This window comes from Ramlibacter sp. P4_H7 (assembly GCF_056400765.1).
On sequence record NZ_JBFUKP010000001.1, the window covers coordinates 339,328 to 357,450 of the forward strand.

The window sequence follows — 18,123 nt, forward strand, 5'->3', positions numbered from 1 at the left end:
CCGTGCCGGAGGCCTTGCACGAACTGTCGGCGCCTGAGCTCGTCTCCCGGTACCGCCGGCGCGAACTCTCGCCGGTGGAAGTGGCGCGCAGCGTTCTGGGGCACGTCGAACGCTGGGAACACGCGTTGCAGGCGCTGTACCTGCTGCGGCCGGAGCAAGTGCTGGAACAGGCGCGGGCCAGCGAAGCACGCTGGCGCGCCGGCCAGCCGCTGGGCCTGATCGACGGCGTTCCGGTCACCATCAAGGACAACATCGCGACGCGGGGGGATCCGACCCCGCTCGGCACGGCGGCCATGGAACTGGTGGCGGCGCCGGCCGACGCCCCGCCGGCAGCGCGCGTGCGCGAGCATGGGGGCATCCTGCTCGCCAAGACCACCATGCCCGACTACGGCATGCTGTCTTCCGGCCTTTCGAGCTTCCACAAGCTGGCGCGCAATCCCTGGGACCGTTCCCGCACGCCGGGCGGCTCCAGCGCGGGCGCGGCTGCGGCCGCCGCGGCTGGCTACGGTCCGCTGCACATCGGCACCGACATCGGCGGCTCGCTGCGTCTGCCCGCGGGCTGGTGCGGCATCTTCACGCTGAAGCCGAGCCTGGGTCGCATCCCCATCGATCCTCCCTACATGGGCCGCGCGGCCGGGCCTATGACGCGCACCGTCGCGGACGCGGCCCTGTTCATGGACGTCCTCGCGCGGCCGGACGACCGCGACAGCATGAACCTGCCGCCGCAGGACATCGCCTGGGACCGTTTCGAGGCCGGCGCGGACCGCCTGCACGGGCTGCGCATCGGCTTGTTGCTGGATGCCGGTTGCGGCCTTGCCGTGGAGCCCGAGGTGCGCGCGGCGGTGCAACGTGCCGCGCAGCAGTTCGAGCGCGCCGGCGCCGTGGTGGCGCCCATGAAGCCCTTCATGACCCAGGCCATGCTCGACGGCATGGACCACTTCTGGCGCATGCGCTCGCACGTGGACATGCGTGCGCTGCACCCCGACGTCAAGGCGCGCGTGCTGTCCTACATCCAGCACTGGGCCGACAGCGCGGCGGGGATGACCGGCGAAGCAGTGTTCCGCGCTTTCCACCAGTTCCATCTCACGCGCGTCGCGACGGTCAACGCCTGTCGGCCCTTCGACTACGTGCTCTCCCCGGTGTCGCCGGTGCCCGCCTTCCGCGCGGAGCTGCCTTCGCCCACCAACGATCCGTTGCGGCCCCTGGAGCACATCGGCTTCACCGTGCCCTTCAACATGTCGGAGCAGCCGGCGGCCTCGATCAATTGCGGCTACACGGCCGACGGTTTGCCCATCGGCCTGCAGATCGCGGGCAAGCGTTTCGACGACCTGGGCGTGCTGCAGGTGGCGCGCGCCTTCGAGCAGATCCGGGAACCGCAGCGGCCGTGGCCGCAGCCGCCCTCGGAAGCCGTGCACCATGTGGACTGATGCGCTCGGCAATCCCGTCACGCTCGCCAGCGAGGCCAGCCTCCCCGCGCTGAACGATTTCGTCGAGGGCTTCATCGCCAGCGAGGCCCGCGCGGCCGACATCCTGCGTGCCGAGGGGGACGACAGCCCGATCATCCAGGCCTGCTGCGCCGCGCTGCACATGTTCGCCGAGTCGCGGGAGGCCCCGGCGAATGCACGGCCCTTCATCGAGCGCGCCCGCGCGGGCGAGATGCGGGCGAACCAGCGGGAGCAGCGCTTCATCGCCGCGGTGTCTGCCTGGGTCGAAGGCGACGTGACGCGCGCGATCGCGCTGCACGAGGAACAGGCGCTCGCCCACCCGCGCGACATGGTCTCCCTCAAGCTCGGCCAGTACCACCTGTTCAATCGGGGCGACTCGCCGGGCATGCTGCGCCTGGCGCTGACGGCCCTGCCGGCGGCCAGAGATGTCGCCTACCTGCACGGCATGCTGGCCTTCGCCTGGGAGCAGTGCCACTTCCTGGAGGAGGCCGAGGCCAGCGCGCGCCAGGCGATCGCCCTGCGGCGCAAGGAGCCTTGGGCGCATCACGCGCTGGCGCACGTGATGCTCACGCGCGGCCGCCTGAATGAAGGCCATGCGTTCCTGCAGGACGTGAGTGCCACCTGGACCGGACTCAACTCCTTCATGGTGACGCACAACTGGTGGCACCAGGCATTGTTCGCGCTGGAGTTGGACCTCGCGGACGAAGTGCTGGCGATCCACGACCGGCACGTTTGGGGCGAGGCGAAGGACTACAGCCAGGACCAGATCAATGCGATCTCCCTGCTGGCGCGCGCCGAACTCGCCGGGATCGACGTCGGCACGCGCTGGCAGGACGTGGCGCTGCACCTTGGGCATCGGTCGTACGACCACGTGCTGCCTTTCCTCGACCTGCAGTACCTCTACGGCCTCGCCCGCGCGGGCCGGATCGAGGAGGCGCATGGCTGGATGGCGAGCATCGAGCTGCACGCCCAGCAGCGTCGCGGCGACGATGCGCAGGTGTGGCAGCGTGTGTGCGTGCCCGCAGGGCGCGGCGTGCTGGCGCACGCCACCGGCGAGTGGAAAACGGCGGTCGATGCGCTGGGTTTCGCCCTGCCCCAACTCGTGGAGATCGGCGGCAGCCATGCGCAGCGCGACCTGTTCGCGCAGATGCACCTCGACGCATTGATCCGCAGCGGCCGTCTCGCCGGTGCGCAGAACCTGCTGCAGCCGCAGCTTCGCGCGCAACCCGAGTCGAAACGCCTGAAGCGCCAGGCCGCGAAGCTCTATGCCGCGCTGGGTTTGTCCGGCCTGGCGACCAGCTTCTTCTGATCGTAGACCGGCTGCGGCGGCAGGTCCGCCAGGTGCCGCGTGTCCGCCCAGGCCAGGATTTCCATCGCGCCCTCGCGCACGCGGATGCGATTGAGGCCGGCGTTGGGGATGTCGCTCTGCCGCGGACCGTTCAGGCCTAGCGAGCGCGCGGTGCGGTAGATCATGTCCAGCACGCCCCCGTGCGTGACCACCACCACCGTCTGCTGCGGGTGCGCCGCGACCACGCGCTGCACTGCCTCCATCACGCGCCCGTGGAAGCTGCGCGTGGACTCGCCCTGCGGCATCGCGAAGTCCTCGTCGAAGCGCAGCCAGCCGGCCCAGGCATCCGGGTGGTCCCGCTGGATGTCTTCGACGCGCATGCCGTCGACGCGGCCGAAGTGCTGCTCGCGCAGGCCCTTTTCGAAGACCGGTTTCATTGAAAGTTGCCCGGAGATGGGATCGGCGGTCTGGCGCGCGCGCAGCAGGTCGCTGACGTAGAACGCATCGGCCTTCTCGCCCGCCATGCGCGCCGCCACCCGCCGGGCCTGCTCGTGGCCGATGGAATTGAGGCCGACGTTGACCTGGCCCTGGAAGCGCAGCTCCCGGTTCATGTCCGTCTCGCCGTGCCGGATCAGCAGCAGTTCCGTCATGCGCCCCACTCCCTTGTCGCTCGATTATCCCGGCCCGGGAGCGCAGGCAGAATGCGCTTTACCCGCGAAGCCCTGCTTTTTCATCCTCATGGCAACACTGGTTTTCCTGCCGGGCCTGGCCGGCGACCGCGCGATGTGGCGCGACCAGCTCGCCGCGCTCGCGCGCTGGCAACCGGTGGTCACCGACGTGCACACGCACGAAGACAGCATCCCGGCCATGGCGGCGGCGCTGCTGCGCCGGCACGCCGGGCCCCTGATCCTGTGCGGCGCCTCCATGGGCGGGATGATCGCCATGGAGGCCGCGCGGCAGGCGCCCGACCAGGTGCGCGGACTCGCGCTCCTTGGCACCGACGCCCGCCCCGACAGCCCGGAAATGACCGCACTGCGCGAATCGGCGATCGAACTCTTCGCACAGGGTCGCGCCCGCGAGGTGATCGCCCCCAACATCGCCATGGCGTTCCATCCGGACCATGCGCAGGCACTGGGCGCCACCTACCTGGACTTCGTGCTCGCGGCCGGCGCCGACCAGTTGATCCGGCAAAACCGCGCCGTCATCGCACGCCCCGATGCTCGCCCCCACTTGCCGCGGCTGCGGTGCCCCGTGCTGGTCCTGTGCGGGGAGGCCGACCGATTGACGCCGCCGGAACGGTCGCGGGAAATCGCGCAACTGGTGACGACGGCGCAGCTGATGATGGTGCCCCGCTGCGGGCACATGCTGACCATGGAGCAGCCCGCCCTGGTGAATGCGGCGCTGGCGACCTGGTTGGACGGCCTGCCGGGCTAGCAGCCTGCTAGCCGTCGCGGCCGAGGCTGCGCACCTTTTCCACCAGCCGCTGCTGCACGGAGGGCGACACGAACTGGTGCACCTCCCCGCCCAGCACGGCGATCTCGCGCACGAAGGTGCTGCTGATGAACTGGTACTTGTCGCTGGGCGTGAGGAACACCGTCTCGACGTCCGGCATCAGGTGCCGGTTCATGCCGGCCAGCTGGAATTCGTAGTCGAAGTCGGTCACCGCGCGCACGCCGCGCACCATGGCCTTGCCGCCCCGCGCGACGACGAAATCCCGCACCAGCCCGCTGAAGCCTTCCACGGTCACCGTCGGGTAGGCACGCAGCGCTTCCCGGGCCATGTCGATGCGCTCCTGCATGGTGAAGAGCGACTTCTTGTGGTGCCCCGCGGCCACCGCGACGATGAGGCGCCCGAACAGCTGGCACGCGCGGCGCACCACGTCCTCGTGGCCCAGGGTCATCGGATCGAAGGTGCCGGGATAGACGGCGATGACGTCTTGGGCCATGGGGTCTCCTCGTCGCCAGCGCAGGCGGGCAGGTTTGCTGCGCCGGATTATGCAGCCGGGCGAAGCAGGTGCCCGTGGACGGCCCCGGCCTTCATGTGGCGCACCCGTTCCAGCCGGTGGCGGGCCAGCGCCTCGCCGCTCCATTCGGCCGGTGCCTCCAGGTAGAGGAAGCCCTCCGCGCTGAGGGCAGGCCGCGCCGCGGCCAGCGCCTTGTCGAACAGGTCGGCCTCGAAGGGGGGATCCAGGAACACCAGGTCCGTGCCAGCCGCCGGCAGGCCGGCGAGAGCGCGCAGTCCATCGCCCCGCTGCACGCGCACGTTGCGGGCATCGAGCCGTTGCACGACGGCCCGCAGCTGGTCCACCAGCGCTCCTTCCGCTTCCACCAGGAGCACGTCCGCCGCCCCGCGGGAGGCTGCCTCGAGGCCGAGGGCGCCAGTGCCGGCGAAGGCGTCCACGCAGCGCCAGCCGGTGAGGTCCTGGCCCAGCCAGTTGAAGAGGGTTTCGCGCACCCGGTCCGGCGTGGGACGCAGCCCGGGCCGGTCGGCCACCGGCAGCGGGGTGCGTTTCCACAGGCCGCCGATGATGCGGACCTGGTTCGGAAGGCCGCGGCGGGCCGGGGATGCGGGGCGGGGCATGCCGGGAGCTTACCCGGGCACCGCACAAAAAAAGGGGCATGGCGCCCGGCCATGCCCCACGCTCTCCCTGTGCAGACTCTCCCTGGCTCGCGCCAGACGCGTGACAGCGCGAAGCCATTGTTCAGGCCGACCGGGGCGCGCGCACGGCCACCCCTGTCAAAGTTGACAGGGGTCGGCCTTCAGGGAATCGCTTACTGCCCGTTGGCGGCGGCGGCGGCACCGCCGACCACCACGGTGACCATCCGGTCCGGCTGCACCTTGCGGGCGAAGGCGGCTTTCACTTCGGCGGCAGTGACCTTCTCCACCTGCCGCGTCCAGGTGTCCAGGTAGTCCAGGGGCAGGTCGTACCAGGCGATGTTGGAGAGGTTCTCCAGCAGCTTGCGGTTGCTGTCGATGCGCAGGGCGAAGCCGCCGACCATGAAGTCCTTGGCGGCCTTCATCTCCGTTTCGGTGGGTCCTTCGGCGACGAAACGCCGCAGCACGTCGCGCGACACCTGGACGGCCTGCGCCGCCTGGTCGGGCCGGGTCTGCAGGCCCAGCGTGAAGGCGCCCGCATGCAGGCCGGGCGCGAAGTAGCTGTAGACGCTGTAGCTCAGCCCGCGCTTTTGCCGCACCTCCTCGGCCAGGCGCGACACGAAGCCGCCGCCGCCCAGGATGTAGTTGCCCACCAGCAGCGGGAAGTAGTCGGGGTCGGCCCGCTTGTAGCCAGGCTGCCCGATGAACACGTGCGCCTGGGCGGAGGCGAAGGGCACATTGCGCTCCACCGCGGCGGTGAGCGGCGCCACCTCGCCCACCGCTGGCAGCGGCTGGCAGGCACCGGCGGGCAGCCGCGACAACAACGTCGTGACGATCTGGTCGGCCTGCGCCCGGCTCACGGCGCCCACCACGCTGACCTTGGCGCGGCAGGGCTGCACCACCCGGTAGAACTCGCGCATGTCCTGCACGCTGATGCGCGCCAGCGATTCTTCGCTTGTGTCGTAGCCGTAGGGGTGGGAGCCGAACACCGCCTGGTTGAAGGTGCGCGCCGCGATGGTCGCCGGACGCGTGTTCGCCTCGCGCAGGGACGCCACCATGCGTTGGCGGTCGCGCTGCCACACGTTGTCCGGGAATGACGGCTCGCCCAGCTGGCGGGCGCCCAGCGCCACCGCCTTTTGCAGCAGGTCCGGGTAGGTGAGCGTGCGCAGGGTGAAGTTCATGCGGTCCTGGCCGGCGCCGGCGCCGAAGCCGGCGCCCAGGTCCGCCCAGGCTTCACCGAGCTGGTTCTCGTCGAGCGCCGGCTCGCCATTGCGCGCCAGGAGGCCTTTGGAGGTCATGCTGGCGGTAACGCCCGCGAGCCCGGCCTTGTCGGCGGGATCGCGGCGTTCACCGGCATCGAAATCGATTTCGACGTCGAGGATGGGCAGGCTGGCGCTCTCCACCAGCCACACCTGGGCGCCGCTGGGCTGCTGCCATTTCTGGATGGGCAGGGCAGCCAGCGCGGGAACCGAACAACTCAGGGCCAGCGCGGCGACCGCGGCGCCGCGCGCAAGGAATGAGGAGAAAAACATGCGGTGTTCTTTCAATGGCGCACCGGCACGGCCGGTTGGCGGGGCTTGCGGTTGGGATCGACCGGCAGCGGCCGCAGGATGCCCACGGTGAGCTGCTCGTCGCCGAAATAGCGCGCGGCGACCGACTTCACCTGTTCGGCGGTCACTTCGCGCAGCCGCGCCATCAGGCGATCGTCGGCGTCGATCGGCAGGCCGATCACCCAGCCGCTGCCCAGTTCGCGCGCCTGGCCCATCACGGAATCCAGCTTGTAGATCTCGCCGGCGATCCAGCGTGTCTTCACCCGCTGCAGTTCGCTGTCGGTCACGCCTTCGCGGGCGACGCGGGCCACCTGCTCGCGCAGCGCCGCCTCCACCTGCTCGGGCGTCTTGCCGGCGGCCGGCACGCCGCTCAGCGTGAACACCTGGGGACCCCGTCCCCACAGGCCGTTGCCTGCGTCGACGCTGTCCGCGACGCGGTCGGCGCCCTGGGTGAGTGCCCGGTCCAGGCGGGCGCCCTCATAGCCATCGAGCACCGCGGCCAGCACGGTGAGCGCCAGCGCGTCGTCGTTCTCCGGCGTGCGGTCGAACGAGCGCAGCTGCGGGGCCTTGAAGGCGAGCGTCACGTAGGACTGGTCGGCCGGGGCCTTGAACTCGAGACGCCGGATACCGTTTTGCGCCGGTTCCTCGCGCGGCTTGCGTGGCGGCACGGCGCGCGCCGGGATGCTGCCGTAGTACTTGTCGACCAGCCGCTTGACCTGCACCGGATCCACGTCGCCCGCAATGACGACCGCCGCATTGGCCGGCACGTACCAGCGACGGTAGAAGTCGCGTGCGTCCTGCGGCGTCATCGCGTCCAGGTCGCTCATCCAGCCAACCACGGGGCGGCGGTACGGCGAGGCCTGGTAGGCGACCGCGCTGAGCTGCTCGTACAGCTGCGAGCGCGGGTTGTCGTCGGTGCGCAGGCGCCGTTCCTCCTTGACCACCTCGAGCTCGCGCTTGAATTCGTCGTCCGGCCACTGGTTGTGCGCGAAGCGGTCGGATTCGAGCTTGATGACGTCCTCCAGCTTGCCCGCCGGGATCTGCTGGAAGTAGCCCGTGTTGTCCCGCGTGGTGAAAGCGTTCTCGCGCCCACCCAGCGCCGCCACCCGGCGGGAGAATTCGCCCGGCTTGGTGGTGGGCGTTCCCTTGAACAGCATGTGTTCGAGCACGTGGGCCACGCCCGTCGTGCCGTCCACTTCGTCCATGGCCCCTACCCGCACGTACAGCATGTGCACCGCGGTCGGCGCCCGCCGATCCGGCTTCACGATGACGGTCAGGCCGTTGGGCAGCGTGTACTGCAGCGGCTTTTCCTGGTTGGGTGCGGGGCCCGCTATCTGCGCATTGGCGGGCGGCAGGAGGTGCAGCGCCAGTGCGGAAATGAGGAGGAAAGGGAGGAAGCGCGTGCGCACGTGACGTTTCATAGAATCGTGTGATTCTAGAAACCTCCCTGATGTTCAGCTTCTTTCGGAAAAAACCGCCGCCGACCCCCGCTCCTGCGCCCGCCGCGACACCGGCGCCCATCCCCGGCAGCAGTGCGGCCGTGCCGCCCCGGACCCAGGTGCCTGCCGCCACGGCGGCACCCGCACAGACCCCCTCCCCAGCGCCGGCGCCGGCGCCGGCCGGCGGCGGATTGATCGGGAGCGCGCTGGTCGCACCGATGGAGATTCCCACCGTAGCTGCGGTGGAGCCCGAGCGGCAAAACTGGATGGATCGCCTGTCCGCCGGCCTGCGCAAGACCGGTTCCAGCATCTCCCAGGTGTTCACCGGCGCGCAGATCGACGATGCGCTCTATGAAGAGCTGGAAACCGCCCTGCTGATGGCCGACACGGGGGTGGGTGCGACCGAGTTCCTGCTGAACGCCGTGAAGCAGAAGGTGGCCGCGACCGGTGCGACCCGTCCCGTGCAGGCCAAGAACATCCTGGTGGACGCCCTCACGCAGCTGCTGCGCCCGCTGGAAAAGCCGCTCACCATCGGCGAACACCAGCCGACCGTGATCATGGTCGCGGGCGTCAACGGCGCCGGCAAGACCACCTCCATCGGCAAGCTCACCAAGCACCTGGCCGATGCCGGCGAGACCGTGCTGCTGGCCGCGGCGGACACGTTCCGCGCGGCCGCCAAGGAGCAGCTGGCCATCTGGGCCGACCGCAACAAGGTGGAAATCGTCAGCCAGGCGGGCGGCGATCCGGCGGCCGTGAGCTTCGATGCGGTCAGCGCCGGCAAGGCGCGGGGCAAGAACGTGGTCATCGTGGACACTGCGGGCCGCCTGCCCACGCAGCAGCACCTGATGGAGGAACTGCGCAAGATCAAGCGCGTGGTGACGAAGGCGGACGCCACCGCTCCGCACGAAGTTCTGCTGGTGATCGACGGCAACACGGGGCAGAACGCCTTGCAGCAGGTGAAGGCCTTCGACGCCGTCCTGCAGCTCACGGGCCTGGTCGTCACCAAGCTCGATGGCACCGCCAAGGGCGGCGTGCTGGCCGCCATCGCGCAGGAGAAACCCTTGCCGGTCTATTTCATCGGCGTGGGCGAAAAACTGGAGGACCTCGAAACCTTCAAGGCCCGCGAGTTCGCCCTGGCGCTGCTGTCGTGAGTCAGACCGGGTCGAGCTCACCGCCGATCTGCAGCTGCACCTCCGAGCGGGCCCATTCGGCATAGGCGGGACTCGCCCGCATGCCGACTGCGAGGAACTGAGGAACCTCGTACGGGTGCGCCTCGCGGAACAGGGCCTGCAGGGCCTCCGCGCACCCTGGCAGGGTCTTGATCGTCAGGCGCACCTCCGCGTCCTCGCAGTCCTGGCCCTGCCAGCGGTAAAGCGAGGTCAGCCCTTCCTCGACCTGGACGCAGGCGGCAAGCCGGCGTTCCAGGATCGCATGGCAGAGCCCCAGCGCATCGGCGCGGGAGCCGACGGTGGTGGTGACGCTCAGAATGTCCAGATCTTTACAGTCTTGCATGGCGCGCGACTCCCAGAATCCGCGAATTGTCCGCCGCCGGGAGCCTTCCATGTCGACCCTGACCGAGCCCACCGCCGCGCCTTCGCCGCGCAAGATCGACCAGCTGCTGGCCCACTACGGGGAAAGCCACCGCGATCCACGCAACGAAAAGATTCACTTCGTCGCGATCCCGCTGATCATGGTCAGCCTGGTCGGGCTGCTGTTCTCGCTGCACCCCTGGGTCGCCTATGGGTTCCTGCTGGCCAGCCTGGTCTACTACGCCCGGCTGTCCCTGGTGTGGCTGGTGACGATGGCTTTGGCCTCCATCCTCATGCTGGCCGCTGTATACGCGATGGGTGAGCGCGCACTCATGATTTCCATGGCGATCTTCGTCGCGGCCTGGATCGCCCAGTTCGTCGGGCACAAGATGGAGGGCAAGAAGCCTTCGTTTTTCGAAGACTTGCAATACCTCTGGATCGGACCCATCTTCGTGCTGAGCAAGCTGTTCCTGAAGCTCGGCATTCGCTGGTAAGCGAGCTTCCCCGGGGCAGCGACGCTCCTCACGGCAAGCCCGCGCCGACGACGAGTCGGCCCCCCTGCCTACGGAACCCTTTGCTTAGCACTCCCTCTAACAGAGTGCTAATATTTCACGAGAAAAGGAGATTCCGGTATGTCCTCAACCATTGGAACCACGGGTACCACGGCGTTGGCAGTTGCCAATCCATGGGCTGTCGTTCCGTCGCTGGGCAACCTGGACGCGTACATCTCGGCGGTCAACCGCCTGCCGATGCTGACGCCGGAGGAAGAACACGAATTCGCGAAGAAGTTCAGGGACGAAAACGACCTGGAAGCCGCCGGGAAGCTGGTGCTGTCCCACCTGCGGCTGGTGGTGTCCGTCTCGCGCAAGTACCTGGGCTACGGCCTGCCCCACGGCGACCTGATCCAGGAAGGCAACATCGGCCTGATGAAGGCCGTCAAGCGCTTCGACCCCAACCAGGGCGTGCGACTGGTCAGCTACGCCCTGCACTGGATCCGTGCCGAGATCCATGAGTACATCCTGAAGAACTGGCGCATGGTCAAGGTCGCCACGACCAAGGCCCAGCGCAAGCTGTTCTTCAACCTGCGCTCCATGAAGCAGGGGTTCAAGGACGACGCCGATGCCGAAACGCACCGCGACACGCTGACCGACGCCCAGATCGAGGTGATGGCGCGCGAGCTGAACGTCAAGCGCGAGGAAGTCATCGAGATGGAGACCCGCATGTCGGGCGGTGACGTGGTGCTCGATCCGGGCCCGGCCGATGACGGCGAGGAAGGCTTCGGCCCGATCGCCTACCTGGCCGATGCCACGCACGAACCGACCGCCGAACTGGAAAACCGGCAGCGCGACACCATGGCCAGCCAGGGCATCGCCGATGCGCTGGAGCAGCTGGATCCCCGCAGTCGCCGCATCGTGGAAGAGCGCTGGCTCAAGGTGAACGACGACGGCTCCGGCGGCATGACGCTGCACGAACTGGCCGCCGAGTACGGGGTGTCAGCGGAGCGCATCCGGCAGATCGAAGTGGCGGCGATGAAGAAAATGAAGAAGGCGCTGGCCTCGTACGCCTGACCCTTCTCGCGCATCCCACATGACAAGCCCGGCATTGCCGGGCTTTTTTCATGTGTTGTATCGGCACCGTTCGAGGGACTTTCACGGTCCGGAAAGGTGCATGCTCATCCATTGCCCTGCAACAATGAGGGCCATGTGGAGGAGAGTCCTGCGCGCCGCCGGCGCCATCCTGCTGTTGATCGCCTCCGCTGTGGGGGCGGAACACGCCGTGGCCGACGAACCGGCCGAAGCGGACCAGCCTCCCGTGCTGCAGCTGGGACTGCAGGGCTCCGTCAATCTCAACCGGAACTCGGTGTACTGGCTTGACCTGCGGGGCGAACGCTCCATCGACCAGGTGGAAGCCGAGATCGACGCCCTTCCGTGGCGCACGCGCCGGCGCGATTCGCAGGGACCGGTGCACGACGGCGCGCTCTGGATCCGCTTCGATGCCTCGGTGCCTGTCGGCCAACGCTGGTACCTCGAGGTCGCCGCCCCCTTCCACGACAAGGTGCAGATGTTCCACCGTGACGCCGCAGGCGCATGGGTGATGCAGAACGCGGGCACCAGCAGCGCCGTTTCCGACTGGGCCGTCCCCGGCCGCCTGCCCACTTTCCGCCTCGTGAACGACAGCGCGCGGCCCGTGCGCTACTGGCTGCGGGTGGAAGACGATCGCTCGGACTTCGTGGCCCCGTTGACGCTGATGCGCGAGGACGTCCTGCGCCGCTCCCGCGAGGGGGCGCAGTTCGCCTTCGGCGCGTACTTCGGGTTGACCGGGCTGGTCGGTCTCGCGGCCCTGGCCAACGGGCTGGTGTTCCGCGACAAGGCCTTCCTCGCCTTCGCGCTGTACATCGGCATGCTCGGCGCCGGCCAGCTGGGACGCGCGGGCATCGGCGCGCAGCACCTGTGGCCTGAATTCCAGGTGTTGAACAGCACGCTGCTGTCGCTGTGGCCCGGCGCCGCGACCGCCGCGGCCCTCTGGTTCGTGAAAGTGGTGACGGACCCGGCCCGCATCTCCCGCGCCCTGGACCTCGGCGTCTGGGCACTGATCGCCGCCCTGCTGGGCGCGACCGCGGTGCACGTGGTCCTGAGCAGCTGGAGTTCGATGACGCTGGTGCTGTCCTTCACCGGGCTGTCGCTGATCGCGATCGCCAGCATGCTGGTGTGGGGCTGGCTGGAGGGGCGCGACCGCCATCTCGCCCTGGTGGCACTGGCTTTCGCCCCGGTGCTGCTGCTGGCGCTGCTGCCGCTCGCGCGCAGCTTTGGCTTGCTGCCCACCAATGCCTTCACCCGCTTCGGCCTGTTCCTGGGCGTGGCGCTGGAACTGCCCATCCTGTACTACGCGCTCAACCTGCGCCTGATGGCCCGGCGCGAGGCCGACCTGCGCGCCAGCGCGTTGTCGCGCACGGACGCGCTCACCGGGCTGCCGCACCGGCAGGCGTTCGTCGAGCGCCTCGACTCCAGCCTCGCGCATGCGCGCGGCCAGAAGCAGCACTGCGCGCTGCTGGGCGTGCGCATTGCCAACTTCGAGGCGATCGCGCAGGAGTTCGGCCAGGAAGCGGCGGAGAAATCGCTGGTGGTCGCCGCCTCGCACCTGCGCCGCACCATCGTCGACTTCGACATGGCCGCGCGCGTCGGCGAGCGCGAGTTCGCCGTGCTGCTGGAGGCGCCGGTGCTGCCGCCGGCCGTGACCTCGCGGGCACAGCAGCTCGTCGCCAACGGACTGCGGCAGATCGAGTCGCTCCCCTCCGCCCTGACCTTGAAGTTCCACGTCACCGCCGCGATGTTGCCGGTCCCCGACCTCGACGGCGAAGGCAGCCTGCGCTGGGCCCTGGACGGCCTGGACCAGATGAACCACGGTGAGCGGAAACTGATCCGCCCGCTGAACTTCTAGCCGGCCGCGAAGCTGCGCTGCGCGCGTCGCACGATGTACTGCGTGGCAGGCGCGACGCGTCCCCGGCTCCAGCGCGCGCACACCTCCTGCACCCAGTCCGGCCGCGTCTTCGCGGCGTCGTTCAGCCAGTTGGCCACCGAGTTCTGCACGTAGCGGCTGTCGTCGGCGCGCAGCGGCTCCAGCAAGGGCAGGCCGCGCCAGGGCTCGCCCTTGAGCGTCTCGATCTGCGCGCACCACACGCCGCGCGGACGCGTCGCCTCGCTCGCGAAGCGGCGGATGTTGGGGTTGGGATCCGTCACCCAGGGCTGCAGCAGCTGCACGGCGCCATCGACGTCGCCCGCGATCTCGTCGCGCACCGCCATCCATGCCATCTCGCGCACGCCGAAGTGCGGGTCGGCCGCGAAGCGCGACACCGAGGCGAGCTTGTCCGCGAGGGGAAGGCGCGCGAAGGCGATCCACTGCGCCGCCCAGGAACGCGCGACGTCGCTCGGATGGGTGGCCAGCGCGTGGGCGACGTCGTCGCGGTCCGCGCGCACTTCGGCCAGGTCGTACAGCGCGCGGGCGACATGCAGGTGGCGCTTGACCGGTGCAAAGGCAGGCAGCATCGCCAGCGTGTCGTGCAGGCGCTCTGCGGCGGCATCGAGCCCGATGTCCTGCGCCACCCGCGTGGTCAGCAGGTGCAGGTCGAGCGCCAGGAACTCGTTCAGGTTGACCGTGGGAATGCGCCCGGCGTTGAGCGCTGCGAGAACCTCCTGCGGAATCAGGGCGATGCGCGCCGCACCCTTGCGTCCGAGCAGGTGGTCCATCGCATCAGCCCTTGAGCAGCAGCTTCAGGTCGTCAGCCAGCGCCTGCGCGCCGCCACCGTAGCGCGCGTACAGGCGCAGCCGGCCCTGCGGGTCGTACACGTAGCTGGACGCGGTGTGCTCCATGAAGTAGCTGCCCGGCGCCTTGCCCTCGACGCGGCGGTAGAACACCTTGAAGTCCTTGGCGATCGCCGCCGTCTGCTCGGCCGACCCGCGCAGCGCGATGAAATCCGGGCCGAAGTTGGCCACGTAGGCCTTCAGCAGTTCGGGCTTGTCGCGCTCCGGGTCCACCGTCACCAGGATGCCCTGGACGCGCGCGCCGTCCGGGCCGAGCAGGCGCTTGGCCTCGGCGATCTCGGTCAGGGTGGTGGGGCAGACGTCGGGGCACTGCGTGTAGCCGAAGAAAACCACGACCGCCTTGCCCTGGAAGTCGCGGATGCTGCGCATCTTTCCCTCGGTGTCGGGCAGCGCGAAGTCCTTCGCGTAGTCGGCGCCGGTGATGTCCACCGCCTTGAACTGCGGCTTGCCTTCGGGTGCGCAGCCGGCCGCCACTGCTGCGGTCGCGGCCAGGGTGAGGAGTGCGGTGCGTCGCTGCATGGTGCTCACAGGAGGTAGTGGTCCACCAGGAGTGCCGCGAACAGCGCGCTGAGGTGGATCAGGGAAAAGCGGAAGGTCTTGCGCGCCAGCGCGTCGGAGTACTCGCGCCACAGCTGGAACCCGTACCAGGTGAAGCCCGCACTGAGGACCAGGGCCGCGGCCAGGTACAGCCAGGAACTCATGCCGTAGGCGAACGGCATCAGGCAGGCGGCGAACAGCACGATCGTGTACAGCAGGATCTGCAGCCGCGTGAATTCGTTGCCGTGCGTCACCGGCAGCATGGGCAGGCCCGACTTGCGGTAGTCCTCCACGCGGTACAGCGCCAGCGCCCAGAAGTGCGGCGGCGTCCACAGGAAGATGATGAGGAACAGGATCAGCGCCTCGGGGCCGACGTCGCCGCGCAGGGCGGCCCAGCCCAGCACCGGCGGCATCGCGCCGGACGCACCGCCGATCACGATGTTCTGCGGCGTCAGCGGCTTGAGGATCACGGTGTAGATCACCGCATAGCCGATGAAGGTGGCCAGCGTCAGCCACATCGTGAGCGGGTTGACCCACGCGTACAGGACCCAGGAACCGAGCGCGCACAGCGAAGCGGAGAACAGCATCGTCTGCCAGTCGCTCAGCTCCCCCTTGGCCGTGGGCCGCCACGCGGTGCGGCGCATCTTGGCGTCGATGCCCTTTTCCACCAGGCAGTTGAACGCGGCCGCGGCGCCGGCGACCAGCCAGATGCCGATGCAGGCGATCAGCGCGATGCGCACCTCGTTCCAGGTCGGAAGCCCCGGAACCGCCAGCACCATGCCGATCAGCGCGCAGAAGACGATCAGCTGGATCACGCGCGGCTTCATCAGCGCATAGAACTGGCGCACGACGCTCGCGTTCATGCCGACACCTTGCGCGTGGAAAGCGACAGGCCGTCGCGCGCCGCCTGGGGGCGGCTCTCGCGCAGCGCCCAGGTCAGCGCGACCACCAGGGCCGCCGCGCCGCCGGTGTGGGCGACCGCGGCCACCAGCGGCCAACCGAGCACCACGTTCGACAGGCCGCTGGCGAACTGCCAGAGGGCGAGGCCCGCGAGCACGCGGCTCATGGCGTGCAGCGGGCCGCCGCGCAGGCGCCACGCCAGCACGCCCAGCGCCACGAACAGCGCGTAGGCCGCGAGCCGGTGGGTGTAGTGGATCGCCGTGAGCGCCTCGAACGCGATGTGCTCGCCCGCGCCCGTCTTGCCCAGGTCACGCCACAACTCGAAGCCCTGGCGGAAGTCCATCAGCGGCCACCAGCTGCCCTGGCAGGTGGGGAATTCACTGCACGCGAGGACCGCGTAATTGGTGCTCACCCAGCCGCCCAGCGCCGCCTGCAGCCACAGCAGCACGGAGGCGCCCACAAGCCAGTGGCGGACACCCGACGGGATCGGCATGGGGCCGGTGCCGCGCTGAGCCTGCCGGTAGGCGACGGCCTGCATCGCCAGCAAGGCCAGCAGCACCAGGCCACCGAGCAGGTGCAGGGTCACGATCGCGGGAAACAGCTTCATCGTCACGGTGAGCGCTCCGAATGCGCCCTGCAGGCACACCCACGCCAGCGTGAAGGCCGGCCAGCGCGGCTGGACCGGCACGCCGCGCTTGCGTTGCAGCCAGGTCGCGAGCGCCAGCGTCGCGATCAGCACGCCGACGCCCGTGGCGAGGTAGCGGTGGACCATCTCCACCCACGCCTTGCCGTGCGTCACCGGTCCCGTGGGCAGGCGTGCTTCCTCCGCGCGAATCTCGTGGACCGCGCCGACCGGGCTGGCGTTGCCGTAGCAGCCCGGCCAGTCGGGACAGCCGAGGCCGGAGTCGGTGAGCCGCGTGAACGCGCCGAACAGCACCAGGTCGAAGGTGAGGAACAGCGTCAGCAGCGTGAGCGCGGCCAGGCGCTGCGCCGGCGCGGCCTGCCGGTTGCGCAGCCAGACCCAGGCCAGCGGACCCGACGCCACCACGATGCCCAGCAGGGCCACGCGCAGCGCCGGCGCCAGGTCGTACAGCGCTGCATCCGTCATCGCGGCACGCCCTCGCGTCCGGGCCGGTCCCAGCCTGCCGAGGCGCGCATCAGCCGCTCCAGGTCCTTGCGCACCTTGGCCGCGCCGGCAGCATCGTCCGTCGGCGGGAAGCGCATCATCCAGTGGCCCATCGGGTCGACGACATACAGGTGGTCGGCGAGCTGGCGGCCGCTGGCGGGCGACAGCCACTGGGCGAGCTGCGCGGCGTCCACGCGCAGCACGATGGCCTGCTGCAGCGCCGGCTTCAGGCTGTCGCGGACCGGCACCTCGTCGGGCACCAGCCAGACCCAGTCCAGCCGATCCTTGTCCTTGCCCAGGCCTTCGCGCAGCTGGCGCTGCAGGTACAGGTTGCGTTCGCACTCCGCATCGCAGGCGCCGCCGGCCACGCTCACCAGCAGCCACTGGCCCTGCAGCGTGGGCAGGCTCACGGGCCGGCCCGCGAGGTCCTTGCCGGTGATCGATGGAATGGGGCGCTGAGGCTCGATCAGTTCGCCGTGGCTGCGCCGGGCTTCCGGCCGCACCACGTAGTAGGCGAAATAGGATGCGATCACCGGCGCCGCGCACACGGCGGCCACGACCAGCATCTTCCAGCGGCCCTGGCGCGTGCGCTGCTCGTCCGCCATGGCGGCCTCCTGCGGCTGCGGCAGCGAATGCACCGTGAGCCCCAGGGGCTGCTCAAGAAGGCCGGGGAGCTTGCCTGCGGCGGGGGAGGACGATTTGGAACCAGACATAGAGGATGGCGATCAGCGCGGCGAGGGCCCACCACTGGAAGGCATAACCGAAGTTCTTCTCCGCGCCGCTGCCGGCCTGCGGCCACTGCCGCAGCAATCCTTCGGATGGCGCACCGGCCTGCTGCAGGGAGAGCGGCAGCAGGTCCAGGCCGGTTTCCGCGCGGAAACGGGCCAAGTCGAGATTTTGCCGGATCGGCCCCTTCTCTTCCGTGGCGAAGGCATATAGCTTGGCGGGGGGCGGGGCCAAGCGGCCGCGGACCTCCACCGTGCCGGCGGGCGTCGGCACCGGCGGCAGTTCCTCGCGCCGGTCGAAGTGGCGCTGCACCCATCCGCGCTGCACCAGCACCACGCCGCGCGCGCCCTCCAGCCGCAGGGGCGTCACCACGTAGAAGCCGGGCACCCCGTTCATCTGCCGGTTGTCCAGGAAGACCGTGCGTGCCGGCACCCATTCGCCGCGCAGCACGACGGGACGGTGCAGCAGACGCTGTGGATCGGCACCGGGCGCAAGCAGATCGGCCGCGGAGACGGGGGCGGTCGCAGCCCGCGCTTCGATGGCCGCGTGCAGCGCGTCGCGCTGCCGACCGCGATCCCACTGCCAGAAGCCGAGGCTCACGGTCGCCGCCACGCCAAGCAGTGCAGCGACGGCGATCACCACGCGCTTCAGCACGGCCGCGACCCGCC

The 18,123-nt window shown here is 69.6% G+C and carries 19 protein-coding genes; 7 read left to right on the top strand and 12 right to left on the bottom strand.

Annotated features, from left to right (window positions below):
* Positions 1-14: 14 nt before the first annotated feature.
* Entirely contained in the window at positions 15-1,427 is a 1,413-nt protein-coding gene (locus tag AC1DSA_RS01710; protein ID WP_477885405.1) for an amidase, read from the top strand.
* A complete protein-coding gene (locus AC1DSA_RS01715) occupies positions 1,417-2,754 on the top strand; it encodes a tetratricopeptide repeat protein (RefSeq protein ID WP_477885407.1) in 1,338 nt (445 codons plus the stop codon). Before AC1DSA_RS01710 ends, AC1DSA_RS01715 begins: the two co-directional genes overlap by 11 nt.
* Here AC1DSA_RS01715 and AC1DSA_RS01720 read toward each other — a convergent pair.
* Complete coding sequence (locus AC1DSA_RS01720; protein WP_477885409.1) at positions 2,709-3,383, bottom strand: histidine phosphatase family protein; 675 nt, start codon at positions 3,381-3,383, stop codon at positions 2,709-2,711. The two genes, AC1DSA_RS01715 and AC1DSA_RS01720, sit on opposite strands and share 46 nt — an antisense overlap.
* 88 nt (positions 3,384-3,471) lie before the next feature.
* Here AC1DSA_RS01720 and AC1DSA_RS01725 point away from each other — a divergent pair, with 88 nt between their 5' ends.
* Positions 3,472-4,167 (top strand): alpha/beta fold hydrolase, encoded by a 696-nt coding sequence (locus tag AC1DSA_RS01725; RefSeq protein WP_477885956.1) that lies wholly within the window; start codon positions 3,472-3,474, stop codon positions 4,165-4,167.
* A gap of 7 nt (positions 4,168-4,174) precedes the next feature.
* Here the strand turns inward: AC1DSA_RS01725 and coaD are convergent, their stop codons facing one another.
* The 4 genes from coaD to AC1DSA_RS01745 all read right to left on the bottom strand — a co-directional run bounded on the left by coaD (position 4,175) and on the right by AC1DSA_RS01745 (position 8,299).
* Complete coding sequence (gene coaD, locus AC1DSA_RS01730) at positions 4,175-4,678, bottom strand: pantetheine-phosphate adenylyltransferase (protein ID WP_477885411.1); 504 nt, start codon at positions 4,676-4,678, stop codon at positions 4,175-4,177.
* Positions 4,679-4,725: 47 nt separating this feature from the next.
* Positions 4,726-5,313 carry a 16S rRNA (guanine(966)-N(2))-methyltransferase RsmD gene (gene rsmD, locus AC1DSA_RS01735; RefSeq protein WP_477885413.1) on the bottom strand — a complete coding sequence of 196 codons (588 nt, stop codon included), beginning with the start codon at positions 5,311-5,313 and terminating at the stop codon, positions 4,726-4,728.
* 191 nt (positions 5,314-5,504) lie between these two features.
* Entirely contained in the window at positions 5,505-6,860 is a 1,356-nt protein-coding gene (locus AC1DSA_RS01740; RefSeq protein WP_477885415.1) for a M16 family metallopeptidase, read from the bottom strand.
* Between the two features lie 11 nt (positions 6,861-6,871).
* Positions 6,872-8,299 (bottom strand): M16 family metallopeptidase, encoded by a 1,428-nt coding sequence (locus AC1DSA_RS01745; protein ID WP_477885417.1) that lies wholly within the window; start codon positions 8,297-8,299, stop codon positions 6,872-6,874.
* 29 nt (positions 8,300-8,328) lie between these two features.
* On the opposite strand from AC1DSA_RS01745, the gene ftsY reads away from it, so the two are divergent.
* Positions 8,329-9,468 (top strand): signal recognition particle-docking protein FtsY, encoded by a 1,140-nt coding sequence (gene ftsY / locus AC1DSA_RS01750; protein ID WP_477885419.1) that lies wholly within the window; start codon positions 8,329-8,331, stop codon positions 9,466-9,468.
* A gap of 1 nt (position 9,469) precedes the next feature.
* On the opposite strand, the gene cutA is transcribed toward ftsY, so the two are convergent.
* Complete coding sequence (cutA, locus tag AC1DSA_RS01755) at positions 9,470-9,829, bottom strand: divalent-cation tolerance protein CutA (RefSeq protein WP_477885421.1); 360 nt, start codon at positions 9,827-9,829, stop codon at positions 9,470-9,472.
* 49 nt (positions 9,830-9,878) lie between these two features.
* Here cutA and AC1DSA_RS01760 point away from each other — a divergent pair, with 49 nt between their 5' ends.
* From AC1DSA_RS01760 to AC1DSA_RS01770, 3 genes are all read left to right on the top strand, one after another.
* Complete coding sequence (locus AC1DSA_RS01760) at positions 9,879-10,340, top strand: Mpo1 family 2-hydroxy fatty acid dioxygenase (protein ID WP_477885423.1); 462 nt, start codon at positions 9,879-9,881, stop codon at positions 10,338-10,340.
* 138 nt (positions 10,341-10,478) lie between these two features.
* Positions 10,479-11,414: an RNA polymerase sigma factor RpoH gene (gene rpoH, locus AC1DSA_RS01765; protein WP_477885425.1), complete on the top strand. Its 936-nt coding sequence runs from the start codon at positions 10,479-10,481 to the stop codon at positions 11,412-11,414.
* A gap of 133 nt (positions 11,415-11,547) precedes the next feature.
* Complete coding sequence (locus tag AC1DSA_RS01770; RefSeq protein ID WP_477885427.1) at positions 11,548-13,284, top strand: sensor domain-containing diguanylate cyclase; 1,737 nt, start codon at positions 11,548-11,550, stop codon at positions 13,282-13,284.
* On the opposite strand, the gene AC1DSA_RS01775 is transcribed toward AC1DSA_RS01770, so the two are convergent.
* The 6 genes from AC1DSA_RS01775 to AC1DSA_RS01800 are packed head-to-tail and all read right to left on the bottom strand — an operon-like array spanning position 13,281 to position 18,109.
* Positions 13,281-14,090, bottom strand: a complete 810-nt coding sequence (locus AC1DSA_RS01775; RefSeq protein ID WP_477885428.1) for a DNA alkylation repair protein — start codon at positions 14,088-14,090, stop codon at positions 13,281-13,283. The genes AC1DSA_RS01770 and AC1DSA_RS01775 overlap by 4 nt on opposite strands.
* A 4-nt stretch (positions 14,091-14,094) precedes the next feature.
* A complete protein-coding gene (locus tag AC1DSA_RS01780) occupies positions 14,095-14,685 on the bottom strand; it encodes an SCO family protein (protein ID WP_477885430.1) in 591 nt (196 codons plus the stop codon).
* 5 nt (positions 14,686-14,690) lie between these two features.
* Positions 14,691-15,638: a heme o synthase gene (gene cyoE, locus AC1DSA_RS01785; RefSeq protein ID WP_477885958.1), complete on the bottom strand. Its 948-nt coding sequence runs from the start codon at positions 15,636-15,638 to the stop codon at positions 14,691-14,693.
* Complete coding sequence (locus AC1DSA_RS01790) at positions 15,563-16,711, bottom strand: COX15/CtaA family protein (RefSeq protein ID WP_477885432.1); 1,149 nt, start codon at positions 16,709-16,711, stop codon at positions 15,563-15,565. Before AC1DSA_RS01790 ends, cyoE begins: the two co-directional genes overlap by 76 nt.
* Positions 16,708-17,442 (bottom strand): SCO family protein, encoded by a 735-nt coding sequence (locus AC1DSA_RS01795; RefSeq protein ID WP_477885434.1) that lies wholly within the window; start codon positions 17,440-17,442, stop codon positions 16,708-16,710. The genes AC1DSA_RS01790 and AC1DSA_RS01795 overlap by 4 nt, the downstream gene beginning before the upstream one ends.
* Positions 17,387-18,109, bottom strand: coding sequence for an SURF1 family protein (locus tag AC1DSA_RS01800; protein WP_477885436.1), 723 nt, complete (start codon positions 18,107-18,109; stop codon positions 17,387-17,389). The genes AC1DSA_RS01795 and AC1DSA_RS01800 overlap by 56 nt, the downstream gene beginning before the upstream one ends.
* Positions 18,110-18,123 lie beyond the last annotated feature (14 nt).